Here is a 15,650-nt window from a genome sequence, read left to right as displayed (position 1 = left end):
ATGAGTAATGAAAAATTAGAGCAAATATTGCAAAAACAGCAAACTCAGATAGCTGGTCCTGATATCGATCAAAAAGAAGATGATATTATTCAACTTGTTGGATTTGTGGTTGGAGATGAAGAATACGCTATTCCAATCCTCAATATTCAAGAAATCATTAAACCTATAGAATATACAAGGGTTCCAAGTGTGCCTGATTATGTTCTAGGTGTGTTTAATATGCGTGGTAATGTTATGCCACTTATTGACTTAGCACAGCGTTTTCATTTGGGTAGCTCAAAAATGACTCCTCAAACTCGCTATATTGTTTTAAGAGGTTCAACTGATGCAGGTAGCAATGCTTCTGGAAATGCGGGTTTTGTCATAGATAGATTAACAGAGGCTATTAAAATTCATAGAAACCGTATTGATCCGCCACCTGAAACTTTACTTAAAGAAAAAGGTATGATATACGGTATAGGTAAAAGAGATGAGAATATCTTAACCATTTTAAAGGTTGAAGCCTTACTTAAACGTGAATTTTGATGATAAAGCTTTGTATTTTTGATTTTGATTCCACTTTAATGGATGGCGAAACTATAGATATCTTAGCTGATTCTTATGGTGTAGGTGATAAAGTAAAAAATATCACTTACACAAATTCTAACGAACAACTTGATTTTTTTGAAATTCTTATTAAAAAAGCATCTTATCTTAAAGGCATGTCTTATACAGAAGTTTTAAAAATAGGACAAAAACTTCCATTGATGAATGGAGCCTATGAACTCTGCGAATTTTTAAAATCCAAAAACATATTTTTAGCTATTTTTAGTGGTGGTTTTTACGAAGGAATTAATCCGGCAATGCAAAAGTTAAATATTGATGTAGGTTTTGCCAATCATTTACATCATAAAAACGATATTCTCACTGGATGTGTAGGTGGAGAAATGATGTTTTTAAATTCTAAAGGACTGATGCTTCAAAAACTCAAAAAAATGCTTTGTTTAAAAAATGAAGAAGTTATGTGTGTTGGAGATGGCTTTAATGATATCGCTATGTTTGAAGAAAGTGGCTTAAAAATTGCATTTTGTGCTAATGAACTTTTGCAATCTAAGGCCGATATTTGCATAAACAAAAAAGATTTAAAAGAAATAATAAAGGCTATATAATGAAAAAATTTTCTTTGTGGTGTGATTTTATTGAAAATAGTTTTTTAGATCATGATTTTTTAAACCTATTATCTTTTGGGATTAATGGTGCGACTTCTAATCCAGCAATTTTTAAAAATGCTATTTTAAATTCTCCAGTTTATCAAAATAAAATCGCTGTTTTAAAAGGCAAAAAAGTAAAAGAAATTTACGAAGAACTTGCCATTTATGATATCAAAAAAGCCGCTGATAAACTCGCTCCTTTATTTTATCAAAAAAATGATGGTTTTATCAGTATAGAAATAGATCCAAGGCTTTATGATAACACTACTTTAAGCTTAGGAGAAGCAAAAAAACTTTATACAGCCATTGCTAAAGAAAATGTTATGATTAAAATCCCAGCAACCAAAGCTTCTTATGAAGTCATGTATGAACTCATGAAAAATGGTATCAATGTCAATGCGACGCTGATTTTTTCACAAGAACAAAATAAACAATGCTTTGAAGCTCTTAACCAAGGCTTGATAGATTTTAGAAAATCTCAAGCCCACTTAAAAGGAAATCTAAACACTCCAAAAGCTATAATCAGTATCTTTGTGAGTCGTTTTGATAGACTCTTAAATGCAAAAGCAAAAGAACAAAATCGCATAGGCATCTTAAATGCAAATTTAGCCTATAATCACATTGTAAGTCAAAATGAACCTAATATCCGCGCACTTTTTGCTAGCACTGGAGTAAAAGGAGATGATCTATCAAAAGATTATTATATTAAAGAACTTCTTTTTGAAAATAGCGTAAATACTGCTCCACTTGATGCCATTAAAGCTTTTGATTGGAAATTTGATTTTAAAAATCCACTGGATAATACAGAAATTAAAACACAACTTGATCAAATAATCGCAGAGGATGAATTGAAACAATCTTATGATGTTTTATTGAAAGAAGGTTTAGAACAATTTTGCATAGCTTTTGAGGAAATTTTAAAAGCTTTATCGGATTTTTAACTTTTTACTCCCTCTGATTTTTAATATTTTAGAGGGAGTGCTTTCAAAAAAAACTTTATCTAAAATCACATCAGCTACACTTTTAGCCCAAATTTCATCAAATTTCTTTCCATGTTTATTGGCAGAACTCGAGTAAAAAAAACCATTTTGAAATAAAAATTCAGCATGCTTACAATCTTTAACAATACGGATGGCTTGATTATTAGGATAAATAAAAGTAGTTTTCTTAGCACGACGCACCAAATTTTTAAAACCTTTTGGCACCCTTGTGAGATTTTGCAACTCGCTAAATTTTGCTGAAGTGATAAGACAAGGCTTATTTTTAGCCCTGCCTTTTAAGGCATTTATTTCTTCTAAATTTTTACTTAAAAAACCAGCTGTTGTATCTGTTTGCGCTAAATAGATCATAAAATATTTTAAACTTTTAAGTGCTCTTGTAAGCTTTTTATTTCCAAATAAGTTTTTCCTTGTATAGCTTTGATCGACTTAGCACCCGCTAAAGCAGAACGTAAATTAGTAAAATATGGAATTTTAAAGCGTATGATATTTTCACGGATTTTTTTAGTATCTCCTTGAAAACTATGACTATCGCTTGTATTAATCACTAGATTAATTTCACCATTTTTTAATTTATCCTCAACATTTGGGCGACCTTCAGAAATTTTATGTACAAGCTCACAGTCAAAGCCATTCGCTTGTATTTCTTTACAAGTTCCACTCGTTGCCATTAACTTAAAGCCTAATTTAGTATATTCTGCAGCCATTTTTTTAGCATACTTTTTATCTTTTTCTTTTAAAGAAATAAATACAACTCCGTTTTCTGGCAAATGATTAAACGATGCAATTTGACTTTTTGCAAAAGAATTAGCAAAATCTTTACTAATTCCCATTACTTCACCAGTAGAACGCATTTCAGGTCCAAGTTCTAAATCACTACCGCTTAGTTTTGCAAACGGAAAAACCGCTTCTTTTACGCTAACATATTTTAAAGCTTTAGGTTGTAAAATTTTTCGTGTAAAATCAATAATTTTAAAACGATCGTAAAATTTTAAAGCTTCTTTTAGATCACCTTGCCACATCACACGTGTTGCTACTTTAGCTAAAGGAAGACCTGTAGCTTTACTGACAAAAGGCACAGTTCGACTCGCTCTAGGATTAACTTCTATGATATAAAGTTCATTATTGTAAATAGCAAATTGGATATTTAAAAGTCCAACAACACCCAAATTTAAAGCTATATCTGCTGTTTTTTCTGCAATTAAATTTTGCATTTTTTCATCTATATTGCAAGGCGGCAAAGAACAAGCACTATCACCAGAATGAACTCCTGCTTCTTGAATATGCTCCATAATTCCAGCAATATAAACATCTCTTCCATCGCAAATTGCATCCACATCAATTTCTGTAGCATTGTCTAAATATTGATCAATTAAAACCGGACTTTTATCACTTACACTTACCGCTTCTTGCATATAAATTCGAAGTTCGGATTCATTGCTCACTACACGCATGGCTCTACCACCCAAAACATAACTTGGACGAACTAAAACCGGATAACCAATTTCACTCGCTTTTAGCACTGCTTCTTCTACGGTAATTGCTGTCGAATTTTTAGGCTGATTAATGCCTATTCTTTCAATAAATTCAGCAAATTTTTTCCTATCTTCAGCCATATCAATCACTCTTGCATTTGTGCCTATAATTTTTGCACCAAAAGCACTAAGACGCTTAGCGAATTTTAATGGAGTTTGACCGCCAAAATGCACAATAATTCCATCAGGTTTTTCTCGCTCAATCACAGCTCTTAAATGTTCAAAATCAATAGGTTCAAAATATAAAATATCACTCGTATCATAATCAGTTGAAACAGTTTCTGGATTACAATTATACATAATGGTTTTTATGCCCATATCTTTTAAGGCAAAAGAAGCGTGCACACAAGCATAATCAAATTCTATCCCTTGTCCTATACGATTTGGCCCACCCCCTATAATCATAACTTTTTTTTCTTTTTTATCTCTTGATTCTTGCTTACTTTGAGTTAATTCACTCACATTGATACTAGAATAAAAATAAGGAGTTAAGGCTTTAAATTCACCTGCACAAGTATCCACTTCGCTAAATTCTGCTATGATTTTATGTTTCATTCTTGCATAATAAATATCATTTTGACTGAGTTCTAAATTATCTTTTAAATTAACTTGCAAGGCGATCATCTTATCAGAAAAGCCCATAGTTTTTGCTTTTCTTAAAAGAAATTTATCATTTAAAATATCCATATCGATTTGTTTTTCAAAATCTACAATTTCTTTAATTTGAGCTAAAAACCAAGGATCTATACTGCTTAACTCATAAAGCTCTTCTATATCAAATCCTTCTCTAAAAGCTTGTGCAACATAAAGCAATCTTTTTTCATTAGGATTGCGAATTTTAAATATAAGATCATTCTTATCTTCAAATTTAATCTCATCAAATCCACTTAAAGATCGCTCTAAAGAACAAAGTGCTTTTTGAATACTCTCTTTAAAAGTGCGACCTATGGCCATCACCTCACCTACACTCTTCATTGCTGTGCCTAAAGTTGTATCTGCGTTTGGAAATTTTTCAAAAGTAAAACGAGGAATTTTTGTAACAATATAATCAAGCACAGGTTCAAAACTAGCCGGAGTTCCTGTGATATCATTTTTTATTTCATCTAAGGTAAAACCAACCGCTAAAAGAGTCGCTACTTTTGCTATAGGATATCCCGTTGCCTTACTTGCTAAAGCACTCGATCTTGAAACTCTTGGATTCATTTCTATCACTATCATTCTGCCATTTTTTGGATTGACAGCAAATTGCACATTTGAACCGCCAGTATCCACTCCGATTTCACGTAAAATAGCAAAGGAAGCATTTCGCATAACTTGATATTCTTTATCAGTTAAAGTAAGAGCAGGTGCCACGGTAATACTATCGCCCGTATGCACCCCCATAGGATCGACATTTTCTATACTGCAAACAATAATACAATTATCATTTTTATCGCGTATAACCTCCATCTCATATTCTTTCCATCCAAGCAAACTTTCTTCTATAAGAATTTCATGTATAGGAGATAAAGCTAAGGCCATATTAGCAAGTTCTTTAAATTCATCCATATTATAAACAACGCCACTTCCAGCACCACCTAAAGTATAAGAAGCGCGGATCATTAAAGGAAAACCAATTTCATCAACAGCTTTTAAGGCCTCATCATAATTATACGCATACATCGATTTTGGCAAATCCATACCAATTTTTTTCATGCACTCTTTGAAAACTTGACGATCTTCGCCTTTTTTAATCGCTTCAGGATTTGCCCCTAAAAATTTCACATCTCCTAAAAGTCCGCTTTCATAAACTTCCATAGCGACGTTAAGTGCTACTTGCCCACCCATAGTAGGTAAAATAGCATCAATTTTTTCTTTTTTAATAATATTTAAAATATTTTCTTTTGTAATAGGTTCTATATAAGTTGCATCTGCAAATTCTGGATCTGTCATAATCGTCGCAGGATTAGAATTAATAAGCACTATACGGTAACCTAATTCTTTCAAGGTTTTAGCTGCTTGAGTCCCAGAATAATCAAACTCGCAAGCTTGACCTATCACAATAGGACCACTTCCTATAAGTAAAATATTTTTTATATCGGTTCTTTTTGGCATAAATCCTTCCTAAGTAGCGTAATTTAGCCCTAATTATAACAAATTTTACATTGAGTTTTAATATATTTTTTTTAAATTTCTAGAAGAAAAAATATCTTTAATCATACACTATCGACAATATAAAGATAAGCAGGGATATTGATTTTAACATAAGGTTTTACCACAACGCTTTTATAAATTTCTCCATTGCTAATTGCCACTACTTTGCCCACTGGAACATCTGAAAAAAATATATTATCAAGCCCACTGGTTAAAATTTCATCTCCTATATGTATTTTGGCAGATTTTGCAATAAAATTAACCACAACCTTACCATTTTCACCTTGAAGAAGTCCTGGAATTTTATCTTTTCCTATATAAACTGCAAAAACACATTTTTCATCACCTTGCAAAATTGCCATAGCTCTATCATTTTTATTGATAGCAATACCCGCTGTATATCCTTGATAGATTAAACCTTTATTTTTATCAGGTGGAACTCTAGCAAAATCAAGCCATAATCTCTTATAATCATTTAAGCTTACATAAGAAATAGCTCTTGTTAAAGAAACTTGAGGTAAATATTTGGTTGAATTTTTATCTTCTAAAATTCGGTTGAGTTGATTGGCAAAGCTTGTAGTTAAAACTGCCATATACTCTAACTCTTGATTTCTAGCTTTTAGTTTTTCGATTTGTTCTGCTTGATTAAAATGCTTAGAAAACTCTTCGGAAATAAAATCCTTAATTCCATAAAATTTTTCTATAACTACATCATTTACAAAAAGAACATTTTTTTTAATTAACCCTCCATAATAAAAAGATATAAAGATTAAAAAAAATAAAATAAGAATAAAAATAAGTTTATTCTTCATTAGTTAGCTGTTGCAAAATTGAAATTTCTTCTAATGCTTTACCTGTTCCCTTAGCAACAGCTAAAAGTGGTTCATCGGCAATATATACTGGCAAACGAACAATTTCTGAAAGATATTTATCAAGACCACGGATTAAGGCTCCGCCGCCAGTTAAAACAACTCCATTTTCTACAATATCACTTGCTAAATCAGGTGGCATCATTTCAAGAACCATTTTTAAGGCATCTGCTATTTCTTTAAGCTGCTCTCTCATTGCCTCTCTTATATCTTCACTAGTAAGCTCTATACGACTTAAAAGCCCACTCACTTGATCTCGACCTTTAACTACCATAGAAAGCTCTTTTGGAAGTTGAATAGCTGAACCTATTGTGATTTTTATCTCTTCACCTGTTCTTTCTCCAATAATTAAATTATATTTTTCTTTAACATAATTTACAATACTCATATCCAATTTATCACCGGCTGTTCTGATTGACTTTGAAATCACAAGTCCGCCTAAAGAAATGACCCCTATTTCTGTCGTTCCACCACCAATATCTACAACCAAACTTCCCTTAGGTTCATCAATGGGTAAATTCGCTCCTATAGCTGCTGCCATAGGTTCTTCTATTAAAAATACCTCTCTAGCTCCAGCACTTAAAGCACTTTCTCTAACCGCTTTTCTTTCAACTTGAGTTAAACCATAAGGAACTGAAATAATAATTCTAGGGCGTAAAAAAGACTTTCTTCTGTGTGTTTTTTCAATAAAATATCGGATCATCTTTTCAGTAATGTCAAAATCAGCAATCACTCCATCCTTCATTGGACGAATTGCTTCTATATTGCCAGGAGTTTTGCCCACCATATCTTTAGCTTCTTTTCCTACGGCTAAAATTTTGGCTTTAGCGCTGTATTTTTCACGCTCAACCGCAACAACAGAAGGCTCATTGATAACAATGCCTTTATCTTTAACCAAAATAAGAGTATTAGCCGTTCCAAGATCTATACCCATATCGCTCGAAAAAAATCCTATAAGTTGATCTAAAATCATTATATTCCTTTATTTTAGCTTATTTTCTTTTTAATCAATAATGCTTTAGCATTATCTCTTACAACTTCTTTTGTAATAATAATATCATAGTTTTTATATTCTGGTAATTCAAACATTAAATCCACCATCATTTCCTCTATAATACTCCTAAGTCCTCTAGCACCAGTTTTTCTTTCTAAAGCCAACTTAGCAATTTCTTTTAAGGCTTCATCTTCAAATTTTAAATTCACATTGTCAATTGCAAAAAGTTTTTGATATTGCTTAACAATAGCATTTTTTGGCTCTGTTAAAATTCTTACCATATCATCTTCATCAAGTTCATTTAAAGATGCTATAACATGCAAACGCCCGATTAATTCAGGTATAAGGCCAAAATGAACTAAATCATCCGGTTCGATTTTATCAAGTAAGGCTTTATTTTCTTGAGTATTATCATCAAAAAAACCTACAACTTTATCACCTAACTTGCGTTTTAATATAAGATCTAAGCCATCAAAAGCTCCACCGCAAACAAATAAAATATTTGATGTATCTATTTGGATAAAATCTTGATTAGGATGCTTTCTCCCACCTTTTGGAGGAATATTTACAAGGCTACCTTCTATGATTTTAAGTAAGGCTTGTTGCACCCCTTCTCCGCTTACATCTCTAGTTATAGATCGATTCTCACTCATTCTTGCAATTTTATCAATCTCATCAATAAAAACAATACCTTTTTGAGCACGTTCAACATCTCCATCAGCAGCCTGTAAAAGACGTGTAAGTATATTTTCAACATCTTCACCAACATAACCCGCTTCAGTTAAAGACGTTGCATCACAAATTGCTATAGGCACATCTAAAAATTTGGCCAAAGTTTGTGCAAGCAAAGTTTTACCGCTTCCAGTTGGACCGACCAGTAAAATATTTGATTTAAAAAGCTCTGTATCATCTCCGTCGAGTTTTGATCTAAATAATCTTTTATAGTGATTATAAACACCCACGCTAAAAACTTTTTTAGCTCTTTCTTGCCCGATCACATAACGATCAAGATACTCTTTTAAAATTTTTGGCGTCATATCATTAAAATTAATATTGTGCCCTTGCTCACTTTCTTTAGTCTCTTTTTCTTCTCCAAAAATAATATTATAAGCTGCCTCAACACAACACTCGCAAATAAAAGAATTATGATCACCATTTTCCAAAATTCTTCTTTGAGAATTTTCAAATTCATTACAAAAACTACATTTTCTAGGCATTATTTTTTACCTTTATATACTGGAATTCCACGCTTTGTTGTCAAAATAAAATCACACATTTTTTTAACATTCTCACTTTGTGTGTTTTCAAGAAGCTCTTGGGCATTATCTTTTAAATTCCCTTTTCTAAATAGAGATTTAAAAGCTTTATTTAAAACATCCACTTCATCTTTATCAAAACGGCGGCGTATGCCTACTAAATTTAAACTTCTAATGCTAGCACGATTTCCTTCAGCCAAACAAAAAGGAACGATATCTTGAGATAAAGCACTCGCACCTGCGATCATACAACTTTCTCCTACTTTTACAAATTGATGAATAGGTGTTAAACCTCCAACGACGCAAAAATCTCCAAGTTCCACATGACCTGCTAGAGTTGCGTTATTGGCTAAAATTATATTATGGCCCAAAATGCAATCATGTGCAATATGACAATAAGCCATGATAAAAGCATTATCGCCTATACGTGTAAAGCCATCTCCTTTTATTGTGCCCGAATTAATAGTTACAAATTCTCTTATGGTTGCATTTTTACCTATAATAACACCACTTTTTTGCTCATCTTTATAAGAAATATCTTGAGGAATATCGCCCACAATAGCATAAGAAAAAATTCTAGAATGATCTCCTATTGTTGTATCCGAAAGAATTCTAGCTCCCTGTTTTATGGTAACATTATTTCCTATTTTTGCTTCTTTACTTACATATGCATAGGCTTCAATTGTAACATCTTCACCAAGAATTGCACCTTCTTCTACCACTGCACTAGGATGAATTTTTGTCATTACTTATCCACAATCATCGCTTTAAGTTCAGCTTCTGCAACTAAATTTTCATCCACAAAAGCTTGACCTTTAAAAACCCACATATTACCACGATTTTTCACTACTTTCATTTCATAATCAAGTCGATCTCCTGGACGCACTGGATTTCTAAATTTTGCTCCATCAATGCCGGTAAAATATACAACTTTACTTTTAGGATCTACCTTATCATCCATACTTTCAAAAGCCAACACTCCACCCGTTTGTGCCATTCCTTCTAAGATTAAAACACCTGGATAAATAGGATGATCTGGAAAATGACCTAAAAAAACAGGATCACTAATGCTGATATTTTTGTATCCTTTAACTATCTCATTTTTCTTTAAATCAACAATTCTATCGACCAATAAAAAAGGATATCGGTGTGGTAAAATTTCTTGAATTTGCGATACATTTATCATTTAAAGCCCTCATGTGTTTTCTTCTATGAAAATTAAAATTTTACAAAAAAAATACTAACAAAAGCATAAAAATTATTTTTAAATTAAAAGAATTTTTTCCTCTGTATCAAAATAAATTTCACTTTTGGCACAAATTTCATAACGACCTTGATGAATTTGATCTAAGATAATCACGGGAGAGAGATTATAAGAATTAAATAATTTGTGGCGTAAATTGATTTCTTGATTGATTTTTAAAGGCTTATTTAAAAACTCTTCAAAAGTCTTAAATTTATTTTTTAATAAAGAATTAAAATATTTAAAACTCCAAAAATTAATTTCATCTTTAAAACTGACATAAAAATCGACTTTATCTTTTTCTACGCTCAATTTTGTATAAGAATTTTTAAAATGAGAATAAAATAAAATATATGATTTAATTGGTTTTTTATCCAATTTTACTAAAGCGTTTAAAAGTCGGTAATTTAAAAATTTATCTCTTTTGATTTCAAATTTTTTTCCTTTTTTTTCAAGAGTTTTAATTTTTTTATAAAAAGCTATTCTAGATTCTATACTTGCGGGCAAAATTTGTCCATTAATCGGAGACATCAATTCATCAATAAAACTTTTATCCTGCTTTTGTTTTTTCAGTCCATAAATACACCCGCAATAATTTTGATGATAAAGTTTTTGTTCTTTAGCTAAAGCAAATTGTCTTTGTGTTCCTCCATTTTTACGAAAATCTGGAGCTAAAAATTCTATACCGTAAGGTTCACATTCTTTTTGTAAAGCGTTTTTTAATTGTTCTAAATCTTTTTTTGGGCTTGTTAAAAGCGTAGTGGTAAGTTTTTTTTGTCCTAATTTAGCGGCAAATTCTACACAAGACCTCATTCTTAAATCAAAACAAATCTTACATCTTGCACCCTTCTCTGGCTCATCTTCAAATCCACGCACAGCATTGAGCCATTTCTCATACTCATATTCACCTTTATAAAGCTTGATTTTTAGCTTCTCGCAACTTCTTTTAACATCTAAAAATCGCAATTCATATTCACTTAAAGGATGGATATTAGGATCATAAAAATAACCTATAATTTCTTCCTTAGGATAAGCCTTTCTTAGCTCTTCTATAAAATAGTGACTATCTACGCTACAACAAATATGTACAAGCATTAAAGACTTTCAAGCACTTTTAAAGCATGATCTTTTACGCGAACATTGCTATAAATTTGCATAATTTTTCCATTTTCATCAATCACAAAAGTCGAACGTATAATGCCTTCGTATTCTTTGCCGTAATTTTTTTTAAGCCCCCAAACTCCATAAAGTTTTGCCACTTCTTTTTCACTATCACTCAATAAAATATGTTTTAAATCAAATTTAGAGATAAATTTTTCATGAGTAGAGGTGCTATCTGGACTTACTCCTAAAATCACAGCATTTTTATCGCCAAAACGATCATAATTTTGACTAAAATCACACGCTTCTGTTGTGCAACCTGGGGTATTATCTTTTGGATAAAAATACAAAATCACTTTTTTTCCGATAAAATCTTTGAGTGCTATTTTAATTCCATCTTGATTTAAAAGCTCAAATTCGGGAGCTTTGTCTCCTATTTTTAAATCACTCATTTTGCAGCCTTTGCTTTAATTTGCTCTACACTCTCTCCACCAAATCCTATATCATAATTTTCTACATCTTCTATCATTACAACTACTCTTTCTTTATTTTTATTATATTTTGTGCTTAAAAGATGAGTAATATCAGCTATAAGTTCAGCTTTTTTCTCCTTGCTTAATGCGGGTTTAGCTAATTTTATATTTACAATTGGCATTTTTTCTCCTTTTAATTTTTGTAATTATTTCAAATTTAATAAAATAAAACAATACTAATCATTGTAAAATCTGTAGTTATTTTTATAAAAATTTCAAGCTTTACTAAATTAAATCAAGCTTAATTCTTAATTATTTGCATTTAATGCAACCGAATTTAAAATATTATTAAAAGTTTATTGTTAGTTTATTTTTGATAGAATTGAGTCCTAAATTTTTAAAAATCAAAATTAAGGAAAAAAATGCCAGCTGATTTAAATGATTATTTTAATAAGAAAAATAAAAATTCCAATGAAAATAATCAAAAAAACTTTAATTTCAAAATGTCTGATTTTAAATTTTTTGGAAAAATTTCACCCTTTGTCTATACAATAGCAATACTAATCATATTTATTATACTCATCAAACCTTTTGTGGTGATTAACTCTGGAGAAATGGGAATCAAATCAAATACAGGTAAATACGATCCCGAACCTATCGCTCCAGGACTTCATTTTTTCTTACCTTTTATTCAAAAAATCACTATTATTGATACAAGAATACGACAAATCAATTATGCATCTTTTGAAGGTGCTAATGAAAATTTAAGTTCTGGATCAGGCGTTATCAATAAAAACAGTATTTCTGTTTTAGACTCAAGAGGACTTCCTGTATTTATAGATGTAACAGTGCAATACCGCTTAAACCCTTCTCAAGTACCACAAACCATTGCCACTTGGGGATTAAACTGGGAAAATAAAATTATTGATCCTGTAGTGCGTGATGTTGTAAGAAGTGTCGTAGGAAAATATACAGCCGAAGAATTGCCTACTAATCGTAATACCATAGCAGCACAAATTGAAGAAGGAATAGGAAAAACCATATCTGCTCAACCAAACAAACCTGTTGAACTTCGTGCAGTTCAATTAAGAGAAATCATCTTGCCTTCTAAAGTAAAAGAACAAATAGAACGTGTTCAAATTGCCAAGCAAGAAGCAGAAAGAGCAAAATATGAAGTTGAAAGAGCTAATCAAGAAGCATTGAAAAAAGCGGCTTTAGCAGAGGGTGAAGCAAATGCAACTATTATCAGTGCTAAGGGTAAGGCCACAGCTGTTAAAATTCAAGCCGATGCACAAGCTTATTCTAATAAAGAAATCGCCAATAGTTTAAATAATTCTTTATTGACTTTAAAACAAATAGAAACACAAAAGGAATTTAACGAGGCTTTAAAAATCAATAATGATGCTAAAATTTTCTTAACACCTGGCGGAGCTGTGCCTAATATTTGGGTTGATACCAAAGATGCTAAAAAACAAAGCTCCTTTCAATAATTTTTAGGAAAAAACGGTGATAGAAAAAATAAGAGAAATAGTGCTTTTTTATACCACTCATTTATATTTGGTAGATTATATGCTCATTTTGTTTATTTTTTTTCTTTTCACCGGAGTTTCGCTTTTATGTGTTTTTTTACGCCATAGACCAGTTATAGCGCTTTTTATCATTGCTTTAAATTTAATTTTTTGCTTCATAGTCTTTATTTTTGGATTTAAAATAATAGATCACGAGGCAAGAAGTAGAACTCTTGAAATTATATCTCAAAGAATGCTACATACCTCTGGAGATTTAATTGTTGATTTTAATATAAGCAATACCTCAAAACATGATTTTAAAGAATGTAAAATTACAACAAAAATTTTTAAAAATGTCTCGCCAAAAGATAATTTTATCAATCGATATAAAAATAAATTTATACCTTATAGACAAAAAAGTGCTGAAGTAAAAAACTTAAAGAAAAATACAACTCAATTTCAAAGAGTTGCCTTTGAGAATTTTCAATATGAAAATAACTTCACCATACATCTAGCTTCAGAGTGTTTTTAATGCAACTTACAATTTATCACTTATTCGCTTTTATTGTTATAATTGTTTGTTTTGTTTTAATTTGTGTTTTAATTTTTTTAAAGATAAAACAAAAAGAAATAGCTTTAATGGCTTATACTATCAATACTATTTTTTCCGCATTATTAATTTACTCTATTTTTTTAACCATCAATCAATTTACCGTTCAAGCTAAACTTGATAATTTATCCTATACTAGAGATTTAAGAAATGAAAGCGTTATCATTAATGGAAAAGTAGAAAATTTAACTCGATTCAATATTAAAAAATGCTATTTAATGCTTAATATATTCAATAAACAACATGTAAGTGGAGATATTTTTGACGATAAAAATATCCGAAATGCTAAAATGAAAAATATGAGTGTTTCTTACACTATAGAAATTATAGATAATCTTCCTGGAAATACTTACAAAAATTTTTCAGCTTCAGTGCCATTTCCACCAAGCTTTAATGATGTAGAATTTTATCATACTTTTAAATGTTTTTAAAATAAAATTTACTATTAAGTATTTATTATTACCTTTTAATTATTTTTTTTTAAAATAAATATAGATATTATATCCATTTGCAAAATTTAAATTATTTTTACGAAAGGATTAAAAGATGTTTAAATCTTTAAATATTGGCACAAAACTGATTTTATGTGCTGCCATAAGCATCATCATAGGATTAGCAATAATGATTTTTTTCATATCTTTACAAGTCTCTTCAAATATGGAAAAACAAGCTGAAGAAGCCATTACAATAGCTTCAAAAAGATATATAAACTATATGCAATCTGCACTTAACGAGCCTATAGTGCTTTCAAATACTACAGATATGGCGATTCAAGATATAATAAAAGATGATGGACAAGTTAATACTAACATAGTACAGAATTTAATTAAAAATACTTTAGATGGTAGCATTCATACCACTTATGCTTTTTTATATTTAAAAGATCCTTCAATACTTGTTGGCGGCGATAAAGACAAATTCTTAAATAAAGACGGCACCTTATCAATGATTTTTTACGATTCAACTCTAGGAAGTGCCGGTGGAATAAAAATAACTCCTTATGAAAATCTTTATCAAAGTGCTCTTGTTTTGCAAAAACTTGAAAAAAATGCCGATTTTAATAATCCTCATGTTGAATTCGGAAAACCTATGAAATTAAACTATGGGCATGGCGAATTCCTAGGAATAAATTTTGCTGTACCGCTTTTCAATAAAAGTGGAAAATATATCGGATCTTTAGGTTTTTCTCTAGAATTTTCAGAAATGTCTAAAACTTTATTGGATCCAAAATTAAATTTTCATGAAGGCGATCAAAGAATCCTTTTCTCGGATGATGCAAGATTTATTATACATGAAAATCCTAAAGCACTTTTAGAAAAAATAAGTGATTATAATCATTCTCCTTCTGTTAAACCTATCGTAGAAGCGATTAAGGGGCATAAAGATTTACTTATGAATGATTTTCTTACTTCCACAGGATTTTTAAGCTATGCTTCTGTGGTATCCTTTAGCACACTTAATGATTCAAGTCACTGGAGTATATTAGTAACGACACCGCGTTCATCGGTTTTAGCTCCCGTATATAAATTACAATTTTCTATTATTATAATTGCTATTATCTTTTTAGTGATAGTTTTAGGCGTTATTTATATTTGCGTTAGAAAAATAATAAGCAGTAAAATCAGTATGACTTTGCATTATTTACAAAATTTCTTCCGCTTCTTAAATCATGAAACTAAAGATGTTCAAACTATAGAAATCCATAGCAATGACGAATTAGGACAAATGGGCAAAATCATC

The 15,650-nt window shown here is 30.7% G+C and carries 16 protein-coding genes and 1 pseudogene; 7 read left to right on the top strand and 10 right to left on the bottom strand.

What is annotated here, in order from left to right; all coding sequences use genetic code 11:
- Genes H2279_RS00085 through H2279_RS00075 form a run of 3 tightly spaced genes read left to right on the top strand, consistent with a single transcriptional unit; the run spans position 1 to position 2,131 of the window.
- A complete protein-coding gene (locus H2279_RS00085; protein WP_137621902.1) occupies positions 1 to 525 on the top strand; it encodes a chemotaxis protein CheW in 525 nt (174 codons plus the stop codon).
- Positions 525 to 1,148 (top strand): phosphoserine phosphatase SerB, encoded by a 624-nt coding sequence (gene serB / locus H2279_RS00080; protein WP_337195184.1) that lies wholly within the window; start codon positions 525 to 527, stop codon positions 1,146 to 1,148. The genes H2279_RS00085 and serB overlap by 1 nt, the downstream gene beginning before the upstream one ends.
- Positions 1,148 to 2,131 (top strand): transaldolase, encoded by a 984-nt coding sequence (locus H2279_RS00075; protein WP_337195183.1) that lies wholly within the window; start codon positions 1,148 to 1,150, stop codon positions 2,129 to 2,131. Before serB ends, H2279_RS00075 begins: the two co-directional genes overlap by 1 nt.
- Here H2279_RS00075 and H2279_RS00070 read toward each other — a convergent pair.
- The 10 genes from H2279_RS00070 to H2279_RS00025 all read right to left on the bottom strand — a co-directional run bounded on the left by H2279_RS00070 (position 2,117) and on the right by H2279_RS00025 (position 11,974).
- Positions 2,117 to 2,539, bottom strand: a complete 423-nt coding sequence (locus H2279_RS00070) for a Sua5 YciO YrdC YwlC family protein (protein ID WP_137623332.1) — start codon at positions 2,537 to 2,539, stop codon at positions 2,117 to 2,119. The genes H2279_RS00075 and H2279_RS00070 overlap by 15 nt on opposite strands.
- Positions 2,540 to 2,547: 8 nt before the next feature.
- Positions 2,548 to 5,817, bottom strand: a complete 3,270-nt coding sequence (carB, locus tag H2279_RS00065; protein WP_337195182.1) for a carbamoyl-phosphate synthase large subunit — start codon at positions 5,815 to 5,817, stop codon at positions 2,548 to 2,550.
- A gap of 101 nt (positions 5,818 to 5,918) precedes the next feature.
- Positions 5,919 to 6,668: a rod shape-determining protein MreC gene (mreC, locus tag H2279_RS00060; RefSeq protein ID WP_337195181.1), complete on the bottom strand. Its 750-nt coding sequence runs from the start codon at positions 6,666 to 6,668 to the stop codon at positions 5,919 to 5,921.
- On the bottom strand, positions 6,658 to 7,698 hold the full coding sequence (locus tag H2279_RS00055; RefSeq protein ID WP_337195180.1) for a rod shape-determining protein: 1,041 nt from the start codon (positions 7,696 to 7,698) through the stop codon (positions 6,658 to 6,660). Before H2279_RS00055 ends, mreC begins: the two co-directional genes overlap by 11 nt.
- Positions 7,699 to 7,712: 14 nt before the next feature.
- Positions 7,713 to 8,936, bottom strand: a complete 1,224-nt coding sequence (gene clpX, locus H2279_RS00050; RefSeq protein WP_171000066.1) for an ATP-dependent Clp protease ATP-binding subunit ClpX — start codon at positions 8,934 to 8,936, stop codon at positions 7,713 to 7,715.
- The gene (lpxA, locus tag H2279_RS00045) at positions 8,936 to 9,721 is read right to left on the bottom strand and encodes an acyl-ACP--UDP-N-acetylglucosamine O-acyltransferase (RefSeq protein ID WP_337195179.1); all 786 of its coding nucleotides are present in this window, start codon (positions 9,719 to 9,721) and stop codon (positions 8,936 to 8,938) included. The genes clpX and lpxA overlap by 1 nt, the downstream gene beginning before the upstream one ends.
- On the bottom strand, positions 9,721 to 10,161 hold the full coding sequence (gene fabZ, locus H2279_RS00040) for a 3-hydroxyacyl-ACP dehydratase FabZ (RefSeq protein ID WP_137623338.1): 441 nt from the start codon (positions 10,159 to 10,161) through the stop codon (positions 9,721 to 9,723). The genes lpxA and fabZ overlap by 1 nt, the downstream gene beginning before the upstream one ends.
- A gap of 78 nt (positions 10,162 to 10,239) precedes the next feature.
- Positions 10,240 to 11,313, bottom strand: a complete 1,074-nt coding sequence (locus H2279_RS00035; protein ID WP_337195178.1) for an epoxyqueuosine reductase QueH — start codon at positions 11,311 to 11,313, stop codon at positions 10,240 to 10,242.
- On the bottom strand, positions 11,313 to 11,771 hold the full coding sequence (gene bcp / locus H2279_RS00030) for a thioredoxin-dependent thiol peroxidase (protein WP_337195177.1): 459 nt from the start codon (positions 11,769 to 11,771) through the stop codon (positions 11,313 to 11,315). Before bcp ends, H2279_RS00035 begins: the two co-directional genes overlap by 1 nt.
- Complete coding sequence (locus tag H2279_RS00025) at positions 11,768 to 11,974, bottom strand: tautomerase family protein (RefSeq protein ID WP_137623341.1); 207 nt, start codon at positions 11,972 to 11,974, stop codon at positions 11,768 to 11,770. Before H2279_RS00025 ends, bcp begins: the two co-directional genes overlap by 4 nt.
- Positions 11,975 to 12,214: 240 nt before the next feature.
- Between H2279_RS00025 and H2279_RS00020 the strand changes: the two genes are divergently transcribed.
- The 4 genes and pseudogenes from H2279_RS00020 to H2279_RS00005 form a co-directional block, all read left to right on the top strand.
- Positions 12,215 to 13,282: a prohibitin family protein gene (locus H2279_RS00020; protein WP_137623342.1), complete on the top strand. Its 1,068-nt coding sequence runs from the start codon at positions 12,215 to 12,217 to the stop codon at positions 13,280 to 13,282.
- A gap of 19 nt (positions 13,283 to 13,301) precedes the next feature.
- The gene (locus H2279_RS00015; RefSeq protein ID WP_137623347.1) at positions 13,302 to 13,832 is read left to right on the top strand and encodes a DUF2393 family protein; all 531 of its coding nucleotides are present in this window, start codon (positions 13,302 to 13,304) and stop codon (positions 13,830 to 13,832) included.
- Positions 13,832 to 14,341 carry a DUF2393 family protein gene (locus H2279_RS00010; protein WP_137623343.1) on the top strand — a complete coding sequence of 170 codons (510 nt, stop codon included), beginning with the start codon at positions 13,832 to 13,834 and terminating at the stop codon, positions 14,339 to 14,341. The genes H2279_RS00015 and H2279_RS00010 overlap by 1 nt, the downstream gene beginning before the upstream one ends.
- A 115-nt stretch (positions 14,342 to 14,456) precedes the next feature.
- Positions 14,457 to 15,650, top strand: a pseudogene (locus H2279_RS00005) (methyl-accepting chemotaxis protein); the annotation flags it as partial.

The organism is Campylobacter sp. B0100352/1 (assembly GCF_020135855.1).
In the GTDB taxonomy this organism is placed as follows: domain Bacteria; phylum Campylobacterota; class Campylobacteria; order Campylobacterales; family Campylobacteraceae; genus Campylobacter_D; species Campylobacter_D taeniopygiae.
This window is presented reverse-complemented; position numbering and strand designations above follow the sequence as displayed.